Below are 20,033 nucleotides of genomic sequence, written 5' to 3'. Positions count from 1 at the left end.
TTTTGTTGTTAACGAAATTATAGAATTATTGAGTTGTGAATAACTCCAAGAATTTTTCTTAATCCAGTTCCAGCTCCTAGCCCCTCGAGTCGCTTCGGTCCGCCCAATGAAGTCAAAGAACGACTTCACTGGTCGGCCCTCCAGCGCTTGTCGGGGCTTAACGAGGCGCTTGCGCTTTTTGTTCTTTCACTTTTTAATTCTCCGGAAAATTGCTAAAATTTATGATACTAGTCTTGGAGGAGGACAATGATGGAATCATACATAATATCGAAGGAACCTGAAGGTATTTTACTGTTCACAATCAATAGGCCGGAAAGGCGGAATGCCATTAATTACGAGGTGATGGAAGGGCTTGAACAAGCACTCGATTTGGCAAAAGGGGACGATGTGAAGGTTTTTGCGATTACCGGGGCGGGGGATCAGGCTTTTTGTTCAGGAGGGGACCTATCGGCGTTTCATCAACTGAAAACAGAAGAACAGGCGAAGGGCATGCTGTCCAGGATGGCCGGTATCCTTCATAAACTTCTTGTTCTTCCGAAGCCTACTATCGCGATACTCAATGGTTCCGCTGTTGGCGGCGGCTGTGAAATTGCTGCAGCCTGTGATTTTCGGATTGGAAGAGAGGGAATGAAGGCCGGATTTGTTCAGGCCAATCTGGCGATAACGAGTGGCTGGGGAGGGGGCACGATCCTGTTGGAGAAACTGCCGGAACATATAGCCCTGAAAATGCTGCTTGACGCAAACATACATACTGCAGAAGAACTTCAGGAATTGGGATTCATCCACCATGTCTATAAGGGAGATCCACTGGATGCATGTCTCTCATTTTTAAAGGAGAGCCTGAAAAAAGAGCCAACTGTATTAAAAGCATATAAAACGTTGCTGAATAAAAAATGGGAGCAATTATCGATGTTAGAACGAATGGAAGAAGAAGCCTCACGATGTGCGGTATTGTGGGAGGATGATGCTCACCATCGTAAAGTGGACGAATTCATGACGAAGAAAAAATAAAAATAAATAGCAGGGTATTTGGTGTAATCAGTCTATCTTTCCTATTAGATGCATATGAATGAATAAAAAACAATAGGAGGGATTTTTTGATGCCATTAACCCGACAGGATGCCTGGTCTCAAGACGAAGATTTATTGCTGGCTGAAGTAGTGTTGCGCAACATCCGTGAGGGCGGTACGCAATTGAAAGCATTCGAAGAAGTAGGAAAGCAGCTCTCTAGGACGGCCGCTGCCTGCGGTTTTCGCTGGAATTCATATGTAAGAAAACAATATAAATCTGGTATTGAACTGGCAAAGAAACAGCGGAAGGAAGCAAAGAAACAAGGCAAGTCACAGAGCAGGGCTGAGGATGCCCAGGTGCCTGCGGCTGAGGCTGCCAATCCTTCTCCCGAACCGCAGTCACAGCAGCCTGGCCTGAGTATTGATGCAGTAAAGCAATATTTGGATGAGCTTTATGAAAAGGCAGGCAGCGCTGACAGCCAGGAAACTCTGGATGAACATAAAGAAAAAATCCGCGGACTCGAAAAACAAATCTATTACTTGTCTGCAGAAAATGAAAAACTGGAAACGCAGTTAAAATCCATGGAAGAGGATTATCGCGCCCTGATTGACATCATGGAGCGGGCCAGGAAAAGAGTTGGCCCGAAAGACGAAGAAAAGCAGCAGAAGCTGAACTTCCAGGTCGAAGGTAAAGGGAATCTTGAAAAGGTTGAAAAATAGTAAAAAAGCGCCTGCCGAAACGGCAGGCGCTTTTTCTGTGATTATTGAAGCTACTCTGTTACGCCGGCAGGATACCAGACAAGCGGATTTTCGCCGCGATCCCTGTCTACATCATAATGAACAGGAGTGAACCCCATCTTATCCCAGAAATCCTGTGATTTGACTCTTGGATTGGTTTTGATTGGCTGGCCGAATTTTTTCGCAAATTCAACCAGCGCTTTGCCATAGCCCTTGCCCTGATAGTTTGGAAGAACTTCCAGTTTCCATAGTTCCAGGTAATCCTGTGGAGGTTCGAAATAGCGGTCAAATTGCTTCTTCACCTGGTAAAGGCTCATACGTGCCACCAGCTTGTCGCCGAAATAGATGCCGTAAAATGGTGAATCACTATCATTCTCCACGATGTTTGCTTCCAGATCCTCTAGCATCGACAACTCCTGATGTCCATACTCTTTAAATTTCTTGAATTCTTCTAATGTCTTATAATTGATTTTCAATTTCTCCACTTTATGTGCCAAAATGCATTCCCCCATTCACAAGCTGCCAGTACTTCAACAATAAATATATACCCTGTTTATAAAGACAGCTAATATATTTGTTTTAAATAACTTATTTTTATTATATTATAAAAACATGAAAAATTCTGCATTTGAATTTTAGAAAGCGGTTCCAATTTTTGCAGGAAATAAACAGAATATTGTAGAATTTTAAAATGTGAGTGAATTTTTTACGGGAAAGGGGAAAGAGCGTGCAAAAAATTCTAATTGCAAACAGGGGAGAAATTGCGCTTCGCATCATCCGCACCTGCCGTGAAATGGGGATTCAAACAGTAGCTGTCTATTCGGACGCTGATCAGGAACTCCCATTTGTAAAGGAAGCTGACAGTGCATTCCGGATTGGAGAGCCGCCTGTTCAAAAATCATATCTGAATGCAGATGAGATTCTAAGAATCGCAAAAGCCGAAAACGTGGATGGCATCCATCCAGGATATGGATTCTTATCGGAAAATGCTGAATTTGCCCGCAAGGTAAAGGAAGCAGGACTTACATTTATTGGGCCTGCCCCGGATGTATTAGAAAAGATGGGCGATAAAATCGTTGCCAGGTCAACAATGGAAGAGGCAGGAGTGCCTGTCGTGCCTGGGAGTGACCTGGGGCTAAAAACTCTGGATGAAGCTGTAAAGCTGGCTGGTGAAATTGGCTATCCTGTTATGCTGAAGGCCAGTGGCGGCGGTGGCGGCATCGGCATGGTGCTCTGTGAAAATGAGCAAGCGCTCGCTAAGAATTTTGACTCAACGAAAGGCAGAGCAAAGGCTTACTTCGGTTCGGACGAAGTGTTCATTGAGAAATACATCAAGAACGCACGCCATGTGGAGGTGCAGATTTTTGGTGATTCCCACGGAAACCATGTTCATATGTTTGAGCGTGACTGCTCGATTCAAAGGCGCCATCAGAAGGTCATTGAAGAAGCACCTTCGCCATTCCTGAAGGATGAGGCGAGGCAGAAGATGTATGATACGGCAGTGAAAGCAGCTAAGGCAGTAAATTATGAGAATGCTGGCACTGTTGAATTCATCGTCGATGAGGATGAAAACTTCTATTTCCTTGAGATGAACACGAGGCTGCAGGTTGAACATCCAGTAACAGAAACAATCACAGGGCTGGACCTTGTGAAATGGCAGATCCTCGTGGCGCGCGGGGAAAGACTTCCGCTGCTCCAGGATGAAATCGGGAAGAAAGGCTGGGCAATTGAATTCCGCCTATATGCCGAAGATCCAGTCAGATTCCTTCCTTCTCCAGGAAAAATCAATGAGTTCACCTGGATGGACGGGGAAGGAGTCCGTGTCGACTCAGGATATCAATCGGGTTCAACTGTTACACCTTTTTACGATCCGATGGTGGCTAAGTGCATTGTTGCCGGCAGTACAAGGGCTGAAGCGATCCAGATTGCACAGGAGTTTTTTTCGGCATTGAAGCTGGATGGGATCAAATCGAATGCACCGCTGTTTGCTGACATTCTAGGTGAGGAAGGCTTCAGATCCGGTCATTATACGACGGCTTATTTAACAGAACGAAAATTGGCATCTAAATAGAGGGGGAAATGAACATGAAAGAAATTACAGCGAATATGGCAGGGACAGTTTTGAACGTTATGGTGGCAGCAGGAGATTCCGTAACAGAGGGCCAGGAAGTGATGATGCTGGAATCAATGAAGATGGAAATTCCAGTTGAAAGCCAGGGAGCAGGGAATGTTGCAGAGGTAAAGGTAAGCGTAGGAGATTTCGTGAACGAAGGCGATGTCCTGCTTGTACTAGAATAATAGAACTGGAGGAGGGGAATAATGACTACCGCTAAAACTCTATCTGATACATTACAAGAAAAAGTGAAGCAAATCGAGGCTGGCGGCCATCCAAAGTATCATGAAAAGCTGGCCGAGCAGAATAAGATGTTTGTGCGCGACCGCCTGAATCTTTTGTTTGATGGCGGAATCTATGAGGAAGATGGGAAGTTCGCCAATTTCCAGGCAGGCGACCTGCCTGCTGATGGCGTGGTAACCGCAATTGGGAAGATCGGCGGACAGACAGTGTGCGTTATGGCAAATGATTCTACTGTTAAAGCTGGTTCCTGGGGAGCCAGAACAGTAGAAAAAATCATCAGGATTCAGGAAACGGCTGAAAAACTAAAGGTGCCTTTGCTCTATCTTGTAGATTCTGCTGGTGCGCGGATTACCGATCAGCTTGAAATGTTCCCTAACCGCAGAGGGGCGGGAAAGATTTTTTACAATCAGGTTAAACTGTCCGGGGTCATTCCGCAAATCTGCCTATTATTTGGTCCGTCAGCTGCTGGAGGAGCCTACATCCCTGCATTCTGCGACATCGTAATCATGGTCGACCAAAACGCATCAATGTATCTTGGATCACCAAGGATGGCAGAAAAGGTAATCGGGGAGAAGGTTACTCTTGAGGAAATGGGCGGAGCCCGCATGCACTGCTCTGTCAGCGGTGTGGGGGATATGCTTGTATACAGTGAAGAAGAAGCTATTGAATCCGCGAAAAAGTACGTGAGCTATTTCCCGGCAAACTTCCAATCGAAAACAGCAGTTCTTCAAGGAATTTCTCCAAAGGCAGGCAGAAGCCTTGAAGAAATTGTCCCGTTGAACCAGAATGCACCATTCGATATGTATGAAGGAATTGATGCACTTATTGACGAGGGCAGCTTCTTTGAAATCAAAAAGCTGTTTGCCCCCGAAATCATCACAGGGCTGGCGCGTATCGATGGCCGCGCAGTAGGGATCATTGCGAACCAGCCAAAGGTAAAGGGCGGCGTATTGTTCGTGGATTCAGCAGACAAGGCGGCGAAATTCATTACGCTATGTGATGCTTTCCATATTCCGCTATTATTCCTGGCTGACGTCCCGGGCTTCATGATTGGAACAAAAGTAGAAAGAGCAGGAATCATCCGTCATGGAGCAAAATTAATTGCTGCCATGAGCTCGGCGACTGTTCCGAAAATATCTGTCATTGTACGCAAAGCTTATGGCGCAGGCCTTTACGCTATGGCAGGTCCGGCGTTCGAACCAGATTGTTGCATTGCACTTCCGACCGCCCAGATTGCGGTAATGGGACCTGAAGCAGCAGTTAATGCAGTATATTCCAATAAAATCAACCAAATTGAAGATCCGAAGGAGAAAATTGCTTTCGTCCAGGAAAAACATCAGGAATACAAAGAAAGCATAGATATTTATAAGCTTGCCTCAGAGTTAATTGTTGACGACATCGTAGCAGCCAATGACCTGAGGAACGCTCTGATCGATCGTTTCAAATTGTATGAAACAAAGGATATGGAATTCAGCGTCAGGAAGCATCCAGTATATCCAGTTTAATGACGAAAACAAGGGTATCCCAAAAGCAAATCTCTTTGGGCGCCCTTTTTTATATTGGGATAGCTGTAAAAATAGGCAGTCGATTTCCGTTCCAGGCACTTCACTTTCCGCGAAGATGGCGGTGAGCCTCCTATTCGCTGGTCACTCCTGTGGGGTCTCATCTGTCCAGCTGATCCCACTGGAGTCTTCGTGCCTTCCACTACAATCAACTCAGTTTTTGTTTTATTTTTATGAAAAATAAAATAGATATCCTCTTTTGTTAAAAATAGGTCACCACTTTAAAACAAAAAGTGAAGTGATTTTCTTATCAACAAATTCCTGGGATCCTGTTTGGATCCCTCTGGTTTATCTGAAAATCGTGTACGAGTAATAGGATTGCTAGAATTATTTAAAATTATCTTAATCACTTCTTCCTATTAAAGTGGAGTTTCTGCTAAAATATGACTAATAGACCAGTTTGGCACAAAACTCATTCAGATGAGGGATTTTATGAAGATAGCCATTATCGGCGGTGGTTCTTTAGGTTTATTGTTTTCCTATTACTTAAGCTTAAAAAACACTGTCACTCTATACACAAGAACCCAGGAACAATCAGACTTAATTAATGAAAATGGAATACATATTGTTCGGGGAGACTACACAGGCAGAGCACATGAATTGATTGCTGCTCCTATTGAAATGTGGCAGGGTACCGAGGATCTTACCATTGTTGCTGTGAAGCAATACCAGCTTCCGAGCCTGTTGCCGATCCTCCAGGCGAAGGCATCTGGCAATCTTCTTTTTCTGCAGAACGGTTATGGTCATATCAGGCAGCTGTCGGAACTGTCCCCGCCCGGAATTTTCGTAGGTTCTGTCGAGCATGGTGCTGTAAAAGCCAATCCTTATACCGTTTACCATAATGGACTGGGTGTGACGAGGACTGCTGTTTTCAATGGTAATGAAGCTGTTTTAAAGGAATTGTCTTCTGCTGTACCGGCTGAATTCCCATTCGTGATGGAGCCTGACTACGAACAAATGCTGATGAAGAAGCTGGTTGTCAATTCTGTCATCAATCCTTTGACGGCTACGCTCAAGGTGAAAAATGGTGCACTGATTCAAAATTCATATTTCTATCAGTTATTTACCTCGTTATTTGATGAATGTGCTCAGGTTCTTGAGCTTACCAATAAGGCAGAATACTTTCAGAATCTGTTGACTGTATGTGAAAAAACAGCTGATAACCATTCATCCATGTATAAGGATCTTGAAAATGGAAGGCAGACAGAAATAGATGCTATCCTTGGTTATTTGCTCGAACGATCTGCAGAGAAAAATATCAAAGCTCCATTAATACATAATTATTACTATTGCATCAAGGGGAAGGAGCACGAAAGGGAGGGTGAATGATGCCGGGATTCTTTTCCGCATTTGTTGCCACATTGATAACAGTACCAATGATTGGCTACCTCGCTGTGTTCATCATTAGCAAACAAATCACGGGCAACCATCGAAGGTCAGTCAATCTGGCAATTGATTTCAGCACATTTCTGCTTGTACTGTCTGTTCATTTCCTGATCCTCACGATATGGGACAGGTCATACCTTTGGCTGATTTTGATTGTCTTGTTTGGACTTGCCGCAATCTTTGTCTTTATTCATTGGAAGTTTAAAGAAGAAATCGTTTTGCCCAAGGTATTTAAGGGTTTTTGGCGCTTCAATTTCCTGCTGTTTTTTTCTGCCTATATCATCCTGGTCGTATTCGGGTTGATTAAGCGCCTGACATTTCTGTTTGCTTGAATAGTGTTGGGTTGCCTTCTGGTGAAGGAAGACCCAGCACTTTTCTTTTTCCTGAAAAAACCTTGATTTTAGAAATTTCGAAAGGCAAAGTTTTTTTCTTTTCGTTTTAAACAATGCTATACTCATAACAGTGAAAATTGTTTACGAGAAAGGAAGTACACGTCAATGGAGATGCTGGATCTCTCTCTTCCGGCTGCGAACCGGTTTGCGACTGATTACCTTGCTGGGAGCCCTGAACTGCAGAGCTTCTTTCATTATAATTTTATAGATAAACATTCATATGAAGAACGTGTTAATGAACTGAAAGGCAGATCATTCATGCGGAATGAACTGGCTGACCATATTCAGGCTTTCATGTCACGTTATGCAAAATCCGAAAAAATATCGGCTAATATTGATAAGCTTCGGCACGAAAACAGTGTGGCTGTCATTGGCGGGCAGCAGGCAGGCATACTGACCGGGCCGCTTTATACAATCCATAAGGTCATCTCAATCATAAAGCTTGCTGAACAAAAAGAGGCTGAACTAGGCGTTCCGGTTGTCCCGGTATTTTGGATTGCTGGTGAGGACCATGATTATCATGAAGTAAATCATGTGTTTGTCATGAAAAACAATAAACAGGAAAAGTGGATTTATCCTGAAAAGAACCTTGAAAAGAAAATGATTTCCGAAGTTTGTATCAACAAGGATTTGTGTTACTCGTGGGTGGAAGAAATAATGGAAACCTACGGGGAAACAAAGTATACAAAGGAAGTTCTTGCTTTTGCGCTGGATGCCTTGAAAAATGCAGAATCTTTTGTTGACTTCTTTGCGATGATCATAATGGAGCTCTTCAAAGATTCCGGTCTGCTGATTGTCGATTCAGGCAATAAGGAATTAAGGAAGCTGGAAAAAGAATACTTCGTCAACCAGATTAAAAGCCACCGTGAGATTACCTCCGCTGTCCTTGGCCAGCAAGAGAGAACCCAGTCGGCAGGTTTTTCTCATATGATCGATATAAGCGAACAGGCTGCTAACCTGTTTTTCTACGATGAAAAGGTGAATGAGCGGATTCTGCTCCAGTTCGACCCACAAAGTGGAGGGTTTACAGGGAAAAATGGTGAAATCAGCTTCACATATGATGAGCTGGTGGAGATGGCAAACGAATATCCGGAAAAATTGAGCAATAACGTTGTCACCCGGCCATTGATGCAGGAATGGCTTTTCCCGACTCTTGCATTTATCGGCGGACCTGGTGAAATTGCGTATTGGGCTGAGCTGAAGATGGCGTTTGAACATTTTGGGCTGAAAATGCCCCCGCTTGTGCCGCGTTTAAATATTACGCTTTTGGAACGATCCGTCGAGTCGGACATGGAGGAACTAGGACTGGATTTACAGGAAGTGCTAATTTCCGGAACGGGCGGGCATGAACTGAAATACATCGATTCACTAAAAGACCGAGAAGTCGAAGAACTTTTTGAAAACGTCAAAACGATGCTGATAGAAAATTATCAACAGATCCGGGAAAAGTCCACAGGCATAGATCCTGTGCTTAAGCCGATGCTGGAAAAGAACGAATCGATTTTAATGAACCAGATTGGATTCATGGAGGATAAAATTGTAGAGGCAGTATGCCGCAAAAATGATCATATCCTGAGGAAATTCACAAGAATCGAGAATGCATTAAGGCCAGGCGGTTCACCACAGGAACGCGTATGGAACCCGTTCTACTATCTGAACAGATATGGATTAAGCCTGGTACCTGACCTGCTGAAGCTTCATTATGAATTCGACGGTACCCATAAAATCATAAAGCTCTAACGTGAAAGCTCCATTCTATAAGAATGGGGCTTTTTTTGTGCAACGGGGAATAAATCGTCTTCAACGGGGAATATCCACGAGCCAACGGGGAATAAACAGCGTTCAACGGGGAATAAATTCATCCCAACGGGGAATAACCCCGATTCTCTTCACAAAAATAAAATCAAAGAAATTAATGGAAACGATAATTTCGAGAAGGAAATCCACAGCGTGGGGAGAATATTTAAAATAAGGTGGTGAAAAGTGGGGGAATGTGGTACATTGTATTTAGAAAGTGGGGGTAGTGGCATGTTCATGGGTGAATACCATCATAATGTTGATAGCAAAGGCCGATTGATCATCCCTGCCAAGGTGCGTGAAAACCTTGGAGAAATGTTCATTCTTACCCGTGGACTCGACCAGTGTTTATTTGGCTACCCAGTTTCTGAATGGTCAGTGATTGAAGACAAGCTTAAGGGACTTCCGCTGACGAAAAAAGATGCCAGAGCATTTACCCGTTTTTTCTTTTCGGGTGCTACCGAGAGTGAAATTGACAAGCAGGGGAGAGTCAACATCCCATCCCCGCTGATGCAATACGCCAAGCTTGAGAAAGAATGTGTGATTTTAGGTGTTTCCAATCGAATTGAAATTTGGAGCAAAGCCATCTGGGAAGAATATTTCGCAGAATCTGAGGAATCTTTTGCTGAAATTGCGGAAAATATGATTGGATTTGATATTTAAGGGTAACATTATTCTGATATAATATTACCTGCTCCTCGATTGGAAAGGTGGATCATGATGTTCAAACATACAACAGTTTTACTGGAAGAAACAGTAGACGGGCTCAATATCAAGCCTGACGGTACATACGTGGATTGCACTCTCGGTGGCGCAGGCCACAGTGAATTGATTTTGTCCAGGCTTTCGGAAAAAGGAAAGCTGTACGCCTTTGACCAGGACGATATCGCGATTGCAAATGCAAAGGAAAAGCTTGCAGCATATGGAGACAGGCTGACAATCATCAAAAGCAACTTCCTTTATCTCAAGGAAGAGCTTGAGAAACAAGGTGTGACTGAGGTGGATGGTGTCCTTTATGACCTCGGAGTTTCCTCCCCGCAGCTAGACACACCGGAGAGAGGGTTCAGCTATCATCATGATGCACCGCTGGATATGCGGATGGACCAGGACGCTCCGTTATCAGCTTATGATGTCATTAATGAATGGCCATATGAGAAATTGGTCAGAATCTTTTTCCAATATGGGGAAGAGAAATTCTCGAAACAGATTGCCAGAAGGATTGAAACATCTAGGGAAACCAAGCACATCGAAACGACAGGTGAACTGGTGGAACTGATCAAAGATGTCATTCCGGCACCTGCAAGAAGAAAGGGCGGACATCCTGCGAAAAGAATCTTCCAGGCAGTGAGGATCGCCGTAAATGATGAACTTGGTGTATTTGAAAAATCCCTTGAGCAGGCAATTGACGTTCTTGCGGTTGGGGGAAGAATCAGTGTCATTACGTTCCACTCCCTCGAAGACAGAATCTGCAAGGTGACCTTCAAGAAAGCGAGTGAAACTCCGCCGCTTCCTCCGGGCCTGCCGATCATTCCTGAGGAATACCAGCCAAAACTGAAGCTGATTACCAGGAAGCCAATCCTTCCATCTGAGGAAGAACTTGAATTCAATAACAGAGCAAGATCCGCGAAATTGCGTATCGCTGAAAAAGTGAAAAAATAAAAATAAAATGATTCAGGAGGGAAAATGATGAGCAATCTGGCAAGGAAATTGCAACAGGAACAGCAGCAGCGCACTGTTCAAGCACCAGCCAAAGCACCGGCAAGAAGAAGTTCGATTCTTACACCCGGCGAAAAGATCCTGATGTTGGTTTTCGGAGCAATCGTATGTTTCGGCGCGACATTCATGGTATCAAAACAGGCGGCCATTTACGAAGTCAACAAAGAAATTCAGCTAATCGAGAGCAGTATTCAGGAACAGCAAAAAGTAAACAGTGACCTTGAAGTCCAGGTTAGCGAATTAAGTACCTATGAACGCATTAAGCAGGTTACGGAAAAACTCGGCTTAACATTGAATGAAGACAATGTTAAAGGTGTGGAAAACTGATGAACAAGAAACAACCTCATATGAATGCGGGAGCAGCGCTATTGTTTTTATTATTCAGCCTGCTCTTTTTCATCTTGATTTTCAGGTTTGTGACGATCCAGGTTACCGGTGAGGTCCACGGTCAGGCTCTTGCAGCCAGGGCCCAGCAGAAATACACGGATGAAAAGGTCATCGAGGCTGTTCGCGGAACGATTTTTGACCGTAAAGGGGAAGTGGTTGCCGAGGATACAACGGCTTATACACTTGTGGCCATCCTTGACCCATCTGTGACCAGCAACAAGAAAAAACCTAAACATGTGCAAAATCCCGAGATGACAGCAAAGAAGCTCGCGAAATATTTAGATATGAGTGAGGCTGACATTTATGAGAGGCTGTCACGCAAAGGGCCGTTCCAGGTCGAGTTCGGAAAAGCCGGTCGTGACATTTCCCATCAGACAAAACGTGAAATTGAAGAATTGAAGCTTCCTGGAATTACTTTTTTACGAGATTCAAAGAGATTCTATCCGAATGGTGTGTTTTCTTCCCATCTGGTAGGCTTTGTTGAAAAGGAAGATGAAAAGGGAAAAACGATTACAACCGGTAAGCTAGGAATTGAAAAATCGCTCAATGATGAACTGACAGGGGAAAACGGATCAGTTTCTTTTGAAAGTGATTTGTGGGGATTCCTGCTTCCTGATAGTGAGAAAAAGGTAAACCCCGCCAGAGATGGGGACAATATTTATTTAACGATCGATAAAAAGATCCAAACGTTTGTTGAGGATGCTGTAGACAGGGTTGACAAAGAATTCAAACCGAAAAAAATCCTTGCGGTTGTGGCAGATCCAAAGACAGGGGATATCCTTGCGATGGCCCAGCGGCCAAGCTTCCACCCAACCACCCGAGATGGTCTGGATAAAAGCTGGCATAACGAAGTGGTTGAAACACCGATTGAACCGGGATCGACGATGAAGATCTTCACACTGGCAGCGGCAATCGAGGAAAATAAGTGGAATCCAGGAGAGTATTATAAATCTGGTTCCTACAAAGTTACGGAAAAATCTGCATCAATCGGGGATCATAACAATCGCCAGGGGTGGGGAACGATTACTTATCTGGAAGGATTACAGCGTTCTTCAAACGTAGCGGTCGCAAAGCTAGTTAATGAAAAAATCGGTACGGATAAATTCCGGGAATACTTGACTGATTTTGGTTTTGATCAGCCGACAGGCATTGACCTCCCGAATGAAGCTGTGGGTAAAATCCAGTATCAATGGCCAGTTGAAAAAGTAACGGTCTCTTATGGCCAAGGGTCGACGTTTACACCTATTCAATTGATCCAGGCTGCGACTGCCGTTGCGAATGATGGGAAGATGATGAAGCCAAGGATCATTGACAAAATTGTTGATCCGAACACAGGAGAAGTGGTCAAACAAGAAGAGCCTAAAGCTGTCGGACAGCCAATTTCCGCAAAAACCGCAAAAGAGGTCCGTGATGTGCTGGAGACGGTTGTTACTGGTGAGCATGGTACGGGAAAAGCGTATGCGATTGAGGGCTATGATGTTGCCGGAAAAACCGGTACAGCAAATATCACGACAAACGGAAGATATCTCAATGGAGCGAACGATTATCTCTTCTCTTTTCTTGGTATGGCTCCAAAGGATGATCCAAAGCTGATTGTTTATGTGGCAGTACAGCAGCCTGAAATCGATCATTATTTCAAGGGTTCAATCCCGACGTCCATGATCTTTAAATCAGTTATGCAAAGCAGCCTGCAGTATTTGAACATCAAACCGGCATCAATGGAAAAGGCGGATTCAAACGCTGTTCCTGATATCGTTGGTATGGGAGCAGCAGAGGCCAAGCAGCTGCTTGAATCAAAAGGATTTAATACAGTTGTCATCGGAGACGGAAACAAAGTGGAAGACCAGCTTCCAAAAGCGGACACGATTGCCCTTGAAGGTGAAAAAGTCATCATTAAAGCTTCAGGTATCATGACCTATCCTGATATGAAGGATTGGTCGTTAAGGGATGTCATGAAACTGGCACAGATTGCTGGAGTAAAGTTGAACAAGGCGGGCAGCGGTTATGTCACAAAGCAAAGCCTGCAGCCTGGTTCGCCAATCAAGGAAGGGGAAAACCTTGTTGTGGAACTGGAAACCCCGCTGGAACAATTTGAGAAATCCCAGAAAAAAGAAGAAGAAAGTGAAGAAACAGAGGAAGTGGGCGGCTGAGCCCCTCCTCTGTTTTTCTTTTTTCTATTAAGCATCAGCCTGTCTACTTCTTGTTATATTCAAATTCGTACAAGCATATATTTGAACGAGTGTAATGGAGATTCGATCTGTACATTATCGGAATAATGGAAAAGGGGGTTCGTTCAATAGATGCGTGTTTCAAATGTAACCGTCAGGAAGAGGCTGGCAATCGTTTTATTGGTAGGGGTTCTGGTCTTTACAATTATTGATGTCCGCCTGGGCTATGTTCAATTCATGCTTGGGGACTTTTTGACGGGTAAAGCAAAGGACTCATGGAGCAGGAATGTTCCGTTCGAACCACAGCGAGGGGAAATCATGGACAGGAATGGGGTGGCGCTCGCCACGAATATCAGTGCTCCAACCGTATATGTGGTTCCGCGGCAGGTGAAGGATCCAGAGGCCACTGCCGAAATTCTCGCCAAGTCCTTAAATATGCCAAAGGAAAAAGCATTTCAGCATATTACGAAGAAGGCGATGATTGAAAGAATTCCAGAAGGACGGAAGATTTCTCACGAAAAAGCCAAGGAAATCAGGGCTCTCGACCTAAAGGGGGTTTACATAGGCGAGGATTCGAAAAGGCATTATCCTTACGGAAGTTATCTTTCCCATGTTCTTGGATTTGCTGGAATCGACAACCAGGGGCTGATGGGGCTGGAGCTTTATTATGATAAGCAATTGAAGGGGCAAAAGGGTTCTGTTCAATTTTATGCTGATGCAAAACAACAGCGAATGAACAATATGGCCGATGATTATGAACCGCCAGTGGACGGACTCGACCTGAAGCTGACCATTGACAGCCGGGTCCAGACAATCGTGGAAAGGGAGCTGGACATTGCACAGGCAAAATACAATCCGGATGGAATCATCGCGATTGCCATGAATCCGAACAACGGAGAAATCCTCGCCATGGCAAGCCGGCCGGATTTCGACCCTGCCAACTTCAGGAATGTGCCGCCTGAGGTGTACAATCGCAATCTTCCAATCTGGAGCACGTATGAGCCAGGGTCCACGTTCAAGATTGTCACCCTGGCAGCTGCGCTTCAGGAGGGAAAGGTAGATTTAGAGAAAGATCATTTCCATGATTCCGGCTCGGTAGAAGTAGCGGGAGCCCGTATCCGCTGCTGGAAAAAAGGCGGCCATGGAAGTCAGTCCTTCCTGGAGGTTGTAGAGAATTCCTGCAACCCGGGGTTTGTGGAGCTGGGGGACAGATTGGGCAAAGAGACGCTTTTTAAATATGTAAGAGACTTTGGCTTTGGCCAAAAAACTGGTATTGACCTTCAGGGTGAAGGAAAAGGGATCATGTTTAATCTTGACAGGGTTGGACCTGTCGAGCAGGCGACGACAGCGTTTGGCCAGGGCGTATCGGTCACTCCGATCCAGCAGGTTGCTGCCGTGTCAGCCGCGGTGAATGGAGGCATCCTCTATACGCCTTATATCGCAAAAGAACTGATCGATCCGTTGACAGGGGAAATAGTAATGAAAAAAACTCCACAGCAGAAAAGGCGGGTCATATCTGAAGAGACGTCCAAAGAAATCAGACATGCTCTTGAAAGCGTTGTTGCCAAGGGTTCAGGTAAAAATGCTTATGTTGATTCTTACAGGGTAGGCGGCAAGACCGGTACAGCCCAGAAAGCGAAGGACGGCCGGTACCTTGAAAATAACCATATCGTTTCATTTATTGGATTTGCACCGGCTGATGATCCGCAAATTGTCATCTATGTTGCTGTAGACAACCCTAAAGGAACGGTCCAATTTGGCGGAGTTGTTGCTGCACCGATCGTCGGAGACATAATGGAAGACAGCTTGCGGGCAATGGAGGTTCCTCCGCGCAAGGACCAGATAGAAAAAGAACTTACCTGGCTGGATACACCGCTGGTGGAAGTTCCGGATTTAAGGGGCCTTACAAAGCAAGAACTCCAGCAGCAGCTGATTAATTTCAAACTTGATATTGCGGGCTCAGGAGAAAAGGTGGTTAAGCAGCTTCCGTCTCCAGGGATAAAAATTAAAGAGGGTTCGACCATCAGAGTTTATATGAATGATTAAGTGATATTGTAGGGATACTGCAGGGCAGGGCGGCATCAGGATGGGAATCCGCCGCCCGCTTTTGCATGTTTTGGAGAATAGCAGAAAATCATAAGCGGGCGAACATAAAAAGGGCTTGTACTTTTCATCTCAACAATGGCTAATTTCAGCCTAATCATGTAAAATAAGAGTCGCCATGTTTGTTTGAGAGGATTTGATATTTATGAAATTACACGAATTGATCGGTTACTTGCACCCATTCGTGGATTACAAGGGAGAAAATCCCGAAATTACTTCAATTGAAAATGATAACCGAAGAGTAACTGCTGGAAGTTTATTCATATGCATAAAAGGTTATACAGTTGATGGTCATGATTTTGCCGGATCTGCCGTGAAAAATGGTGCTTCAGCTGTCCTGGCTGAACGGGAGCTTCCACTGAATGTCCCCGTCATCGTGGTCAAGGATACGGTTCGCGCGATGGCTGTCCTTGCTGATGCTTTCTACGGACAGCCAAGCCAAAAGCTGCATATGGTTGGGATCACCGGCACAAATGGTAAAACGACAACAAGCCATATCATTGAAAAGATTTTCAAGGATGCTGGCCAGAAAACAGGGTTGATCGGAACCATGTATACAAAAATTGGTGATCAAATTTTCGAAGTGAAGAACACGACACCAGAGAGCCTGACGCTGCAAAAAACATTTAAGAAAATGGTCGTTGAACAGGTGGATACAGCAGTGATGGAGGTTTCTTCTCACGCTCTCGTCTATGGCCGTGTTCATGGAACGGATTACAATGTAGCGGTGTTTACCAACCTGACGCAGGACCATCTTGACTACCACAAAACAATGGAAGAATACAGGAAAGCAAAAGGGCTTTTATTTTCCCAGCTGGGCAATGCATTCAACCACGATAAGCCAAAGTTTGCTGTCCTTAACTCGGATGACCCGGCAAGTGAAGAGTTTGCGATGCTCACATCGGCACATATTTTAACTTATGGAATTGACAACCATGCTGATCTTCAGGCAGCCAACATCAGCATGACCGCCAGCGGAACCTCATTTGATCTGATCAGTCCGTTCGGGGTGAGGGATGTGAATATCCAGCTGATCGGCAAATTCAGCATCTATAACGTGCTTGCCAGCATCGGAGCGGCACTGGTGTCAGGAATCGCTTTAGAAGATATCATCAAGTCTGTCGAGAGTGTAAAAGGTGTTTCCGGACGTTTCGAAGTGGTCGATGCAGGCCAGGATTTTTCCGTGATCGTTGATTATGCGCATACGCCAGACAGCCTTGAAAATGTCCTTAAGACCGTCCAGCAATTCGCGCAAAAACGGGTATTCTGTGTAGTCGGCTGCGGCGGAGACCGCGACCGTACCAAGCGCCCCTTAATGGCCAAGATTGCTTGTGAATATGCCACAGATGCTATTTTCACCTCTGATAACCCAAGGAGCGAGGATCCGGACGCTATCATCAAGGACATGGAGGAAGGCGTGAAGGGTGAGGTTTACACTTCAATCATTGACAGGAAAGAGGCAATCCAGCATGCAATAAAAAATGCGAAAGCCGGAGATGTCATCCTCATTGCCGGAAAAGGCCATGAAACATATCAGCAAATAGGCGACAGGACATTTGATTTTGATGACAGGATTGTAGCACGAGAGGCGATAGAGGAGAGGTAATATGCTGACTTACCAGGATGTTTCAGGTCTTTTTTCAAAGACTTCTGGAATAAATGATGAAAATATCCATTTCTGCACTGTAAGCTCCCTGGCTGGTGCCAGGCAGCCGAAGGGATTGTTTATTCCTGTGTCAGCCGATTCCGGTACCCTGCAGGAGGCAATCTCAAACGGTGCGGTGGCTGCTGTGTGGCCTGAGAACGAGCGGGTCCCAGCTTATGCCCCGAACCATTTCCCGATTTTTTTCACAGAAGACAATTTGAAAGGCTTAGAGAAAATTATGAAATCATACTATAACTACTTGTTACAACATGAAAAAATCAGCGAGAAAACAAAATTCATTTTCGCTGACAAAGGACTTCTTAATGAAACAGATGAAACATATGATATAGCTGTGATGGCTGAAACCATCAATCGTCTTGGCAGCAATCAGGAAAAGGCAGGTGAGGAATAGAATGCTGGAGCAAGTTATCTTTTTCACAATTTTAATGGGCTTCCTAATTACAGTTTTGCTTTCTCCAGTTTTTATTCCTTTTTTGAGAAGGCTTAAATTCGGCCAAAGCATCAGGGATGAAGGCCCGAAGTCACATCAGAAAAAAACTGGGACTCCCACGATGGGCGGGGTCATGATCCTGATATCCATCACAGTGACGACACTTGTCATGACGGGCAAGTTTTCACAGCCTGGTGTTGAAACTTATCTTTTATTATTCGTGACTTTAGGATTTGGACTCCTTGGCTTTATGGATGACTTCATCAAAGTTGTCATGAAGCGTAACCTTGGGTTAACCTCAAAGCAAAAGCTGTTGGGCCAAATTATTATATCTGTCATTTTTTATTTCATTTTTAAGCAAAGCGATTTCTCTACAGTGGTAAGCATCCCGCTTACTGATTTCTCCATCGATCTTGGCTGGGGATACGCGCTGTTCATCATTTTCTGGATGGTAGGCTTTTCGAATGCTGTTAACCTGACGGACGGGCTTGACGGGCTGGTTTCCGGAACGGCAGCCATTGCGTTTGGAGCATTTGCTGTTCTTGCGTGGAGCCAATCCCAATTTGAACTGTCCATTTTCTCCGTTGCCGTAGTCGGGGCAGTCCTGGGCTTTCTTGTATTTAATGCACACCCGGCGAAAGTGTTCATGGGAGATACAGGATCGCTGGCACTTGGAGGTGCGATTGCTACAATCGCCATTCTGGCAAAACTGGAGATCATCCTGATCGTCATCGGCGGAATTTTTGTCATCGAGACATTGTCGGTTATCCTTCAGGTCATCTCATTCAAGACAACAGGAAAAAGGATTTTTCGAATGAGTCCCCTGCACCACCATTATGAATTGATTGGCTGGTCAGAGTGGAGAGTTGTCGTGACTTTCTGGACTGTGGGACTTCTTTTTGCCATCCTTGGAATTTATATAGAGGTGTGGATTTAAATGAAACATATTAAAACCTATCAGCATAAAAAAATACTTGTTCTTGGTCTGGCCAAGAGCGGGGTCAGCGCAGCTGCGCTGTTACATAAACTGGGTGCTTTCGTGACCGTTAATGACAGCAAGCCTCTATCGGAGAATCCGGAGGCACAAGGGTTGCTTGAGCAGGGAATCAAGGTTGTCTGCGGAAGCCATCCTATTGAATTGATGGATGAAGGCTTTGAGCTTGTCGTCAAGAACCCGGGGATTCCTTATTATAACCCTATGATCCAAAAAGCGGTTGAAAAGGAAATTCCGATCATTACCGAAGTGGAGTTGGCTTATCAAATTTCTGAGGCACCGCTTGTTGGCATAACTGGAACGAATGGCAAGACAACGACTACGACCCTGATCTTCGAAATGCTTGAAGCGGGGAACAAGAAGCCATTGATTGCCGGGAATATCGGAACAGTTGCTTCAGGTGTTGCACAGGAAGCGACTGCAGAAAACACGATTGTAATTGAATTATCTTCCTTTCAATTGATGGGCATTGACCAATTTAAGCCTAGGATTGCGATTATCACCAATTTGTATGATGCGCACCTTGATTACCATGGAACAATGGATGAGTATATCGGTGCCAAAGCCCGAATCACGAAGAATCAGACAGCAGAAGACTATTTGATCGTGAATGCTGACCAGGAAGAAGTCATGGAGATTGCACGCAATTCGCGGGCACAAATTGTTCCTTTTTCAACAAAGAAGGTCCTGGACCACGGTGCATATGTTAAGGATGGGTGGGTCTGCTTTAATGGTGAGCGAATCATTGAAACAAAGGAGATCGTCCTGCCAGGAAAGCATAACCTTGAGAATATCCTCTCAGCAGTAGCTGCCACTCTGCTTTCAGGAGCAGATAAAGATGCAATCAGTCAGGTGCTGACCACCTTTGCAGGCGTCCGGCACAGGCTCCAGTATGTAGGCAATATTGGTGGCCGCAAATTCTATAATGATTCAAAAGCAACGAATATATTAGCAACTGAAAATGCCCTGGCAGCATTCGCTGCTCCAATTGTATTGCTGGCTGGCGGACTGGACAGGGGCAATTCCTTTGACGAACTTATTCCTTCTTTAAAAAATGTCAAAGCTTTGATTACCTTTGGACAGACAGCAGAAAAAGTTGGACAGGCTGGTCGTGTTGCAGGAATAAAAACGATTTTGCAGGTCGATAATGTGGAAAAGGCCGTTCCCGTGGCATTTGAACACTCTGAACCCGGCGATGTCATCCTGCTTTCTCCTGCATGTGCAAGCTGGGATCAATACAAAACTTTTGAGGTCAGGGGAGACATGTTTATCGAGGCTGTGCATAAGCTTAAGTAAGGGCTTGTCTTGAACAGCATGACTCAGTTTGT

Annotated in this window: 18 protein-coding genes; 17 read left to right on the top strand and 1 reads right to left on the bottom strand. The window is 44.8% G+C overall.

The window, feature by feature from the left end; translation table 11 throughout:
- Nucleotides 1-246 precede the first annotated feature (246 nt).
- The gene (locus tag EJA10_RS06615; RefSeq protein WP_342773893.1) at nucleotides 247-1,011 is read left to right on the top strand and encodes an enoyl-CoA hydratase/isomerase family protein; all 765 of its coding nucleotides are present in this window, start codon (nucleotides 247-249) and stop codon (nucleotides 1,009-1,011) included.
- A gap of 89 nt (nucleotides 1,012-1,100) precedes the next feature.
- Complete coding sequence (locus EJA10_RS06610; protein ID WP_125479214.1) at nucleotides 1,101-1,730, top strand: RsfA family transcriptional regulator; 630 nt, start codon at nucleotides 1,101-1,103, stop codon at nucleotides 1,728-1,730.
- A gap of 50 nt (nucleotides 1,731-1,780) precedes the next feature.
- On the opposite strand, the gene EJA10_RS06605 is transcribed toward EJA10_RS06610, so the two are convergent.
- Nucleotides 1,781-2,245: an N-acetyltransferase gene (locus EJA10_RS06605; RefSeq protein ID WP_125479213.1), complete on the bottom strand. Its 465-nt coding sequence runs from the start codon at nucleotides 2,243-2,245 to the stop codon at nucleotides 1,781-1,783.
- Nucleotides 2,246-2,475: 230 nt separating this feature from the next.
- Between EJA10_RS06605 and EJA10_RS06600 the strand changes: the two genes are divergently transcribed.
- The 15 genes from EJA10_RS06600 (at nucleotide 2,476) to murD (ending at nucleotide 20,001) form a co-directional block, all read left to right on the top strand.
- Complete coding sequence (locus EJA10_RS06600; RefSeq protein ID WP_125479212.1) at nucleotides 2,476-3,819, top strand: acetyl-CoA carboxylase biotin carboxylase subunit; 1,344 nt, start codon at nucleotides 2,476-2,478, stop codon at nucleotides 3,817-3,819.
- A 14-nt stretch (nucleotides 3,820-3,833) separates the two neighbouring features.
- On the top strand, nucleotides 3,834-4,046 hold the full coding sequence (locus EJA10_RS06595) for an acetyl-CoA carboxylase biotin carboxyl carrier protein subunit (protein WP_125479211.1): 213 nt from the start codon (nucleotides 3,834-3,836) through the stop codon (nucleotides 4,044-4,046).
- 21 nt (nucleotides 4,047-4,067) lie between these two features.
- Nucleotides 4,068-5,609: an acyl-CoA carboxylase subunit beta gene (locus tag EJA10_RS06590; RefSeq protein WP_125479210.1), complete on the top strand. Its 1,542-nt coding sequence runs from the start codon at nucleotides 4,068-4,070 to the stop codon at nucleotides 5,607-5,609.
- Between the two features lie 489 nt (nucleotides 5,610-6,098).
- Nucleotides 6,099-6,995: a 2-dehydropantoate 2-reductase gene (locus EJA10_RS06585; RefSeq protein WP_125479209.1), complete on the top strand. Its 897-nt coding sequence runs from the start codon at nucleotides 6,099-6,101 to the stop codon at nucleotides 6,993-6,995.
- On the top strand, nucleotides 6,992-7,384 hold the full coding sequence (locus EJA10_RS06580; RefSeq protein ID WP_342773892.1) for a DUF3397 domain-containing protein: 393 nt from the start codon (nucleotides 6,992-6,994) through the stop codon (nucleotides 7,382-7,384). The genes EJA10_RS06585 and EJA10_RS06580 overlap by 4 nt, the downstream gene beginning before the upstream one ends.
- Nucleotides 7,385-7,549: 165 nt before the next feature.
- Nucleotides 7,550-9,184 (top strand): bacillithiol biosynthesis cysteine-adding enzyme BshC, encoded by a 1,635-nt coding sequence (bshC, locus tag EJA10_RS06575; protein WP_125479208.1) that lies wholly within the window; start codon nucleotides 7,550-7,552, stop codon nucleotides 9,182-9,184.
- A 288-nt stretch (nucleotides 9,185-9,472) separates the two neighbouring features.
- Entirely contained in the window at nucleotides 9,473-9,904 is a 432-nt protein-coding gene (gene mraZ, locus EJA10_RS06570; RefSeq protein WP_125479207.1) for a division/cell wall cluster transcriptional repressor MraZ, read from the top strand.
- Nucleotides 9,905-9,961: 57 nt separating this feature from the next.
- Nucleotides 9,962-10,900 carry a 16S rRNA (cytosine(1402)-N(4))-methyltransferase RsmH gene (gene rsmH / locus EJA10_RS06565; RefSeq protein WP_125479380.1) on the top strand — a complete coding sequence of 313 codons (939 nt, stop codon included), beginning with the start codon at nucleotides 9,962-9,964 and terminating at the stop codon, nucleotides 10,898-10,900.
- A 24-nt stretch (nucleotides 10,901-10,924) separates the two neighbouring features.
- Nucleotides 10,925-11,284, top strand: coding sequence for a cell division protein FtsL (ftsL, locus tag EJA10_RS06560; RefSeq protein WP_342773891.1), 360 nt, complete (start codon nucleotides 10,925-10,927; stop codon nucleotides 11,282-11,284).
- Nucleotides 11,284-13,494: a penicillin-binding protein gene (locus EJA10_RS06555; protein ID WP_125479206.1), complete on the top strand. Its 2,211-nt coding sequence runs from the start codon at nucleotides 11,284-11,286 to the stop codon at nucleotides 13,492-13,494. The genes ftsL and EJA10_RS06555 overlap by 1 nt, the downstream gene beginning before the upstream one ends.
- Before the next feature lie 150 nt (nucleotides 13,495-13,644).
- On the top strand, nucleotides 13,645-15,558 hold the full coding sequence (locus EJA10_RS06550; RefSeq protein ID WP_125479205.1) for a stage V sporulation protein D: 1,914 nt from the start codon (nucleotides 13,645-13,647) through the stop codon (nucleotides 15,556-15,558).
- Between the two features lie 202 nt (nucleotides 15,559-15,760).
- Nucleotides 15,761-17,221, top strand: coding sequence for a UDP-N-acetylmuramoyl-L-alanyl-D-glutamate--2,6-diaminopimelate ligase (locus tag EJA10_RS06545; RefSeq protein WP_125479204.1), 1,461 nt, complete (start codon nucleotides 15,761-15,763; stop codon nucleotides 17,219-17,221).
- Nucleotide 17,222: 1 nt separating this feature from the next.
- Entirely contained in the window at nucleotides 17,223-17,672 is a 450-nt protein-coding gene (locus EJA10_RS06540) for a hypothetical protein (protein WP_125479203.1), read from the top strand.
- Between the two features lies 1 nt (nucleotide 17,673).
- Nucleotides 17,674-18,648: a phospho-N-acetylmuramoyl-pentapeptide-transferase gene (gene mraY, locus EJA10_RS06535; protein WP_125479202.1), complete on the top strand. Its 975-nt coding sequence runs from the start codon at nucleotides 17,674-17,676 to the stop codon at nucleotides 18,646-18,648.
- On the top strand, nucleotides 18,649-20,001 hold the full coding sequence (gene murD, locus EJA10_RS06530) for a UDP-N-acetylmuramoyl-L-alanine--D-glutamate ligase (RefSeq protein WP_125479201.1): 1,353 nt from the start codon (nucleotides 18,649-18,651) through the stop codon (nucleotides 19,999-20,001).
- The last annotated feature ends 32 nt before the right edge of the window (nucleotides 20,002-20,033 follow it).

The sequence above is a fragment of the Mesobacillus subterraneus genome (assembly GCF_003937825.1).
Lineage (GTDB): Bacteria > Bacillota > Bacilli > Bacillales > Cytobacillaceae > Mesobacillus > Mesobacillus subterraneus.
The sequence above is the reverse complement of the archived record's forward strand: the minus strand, read 5'-3'. Positions and strand labels throughout refer to the sequence as shown.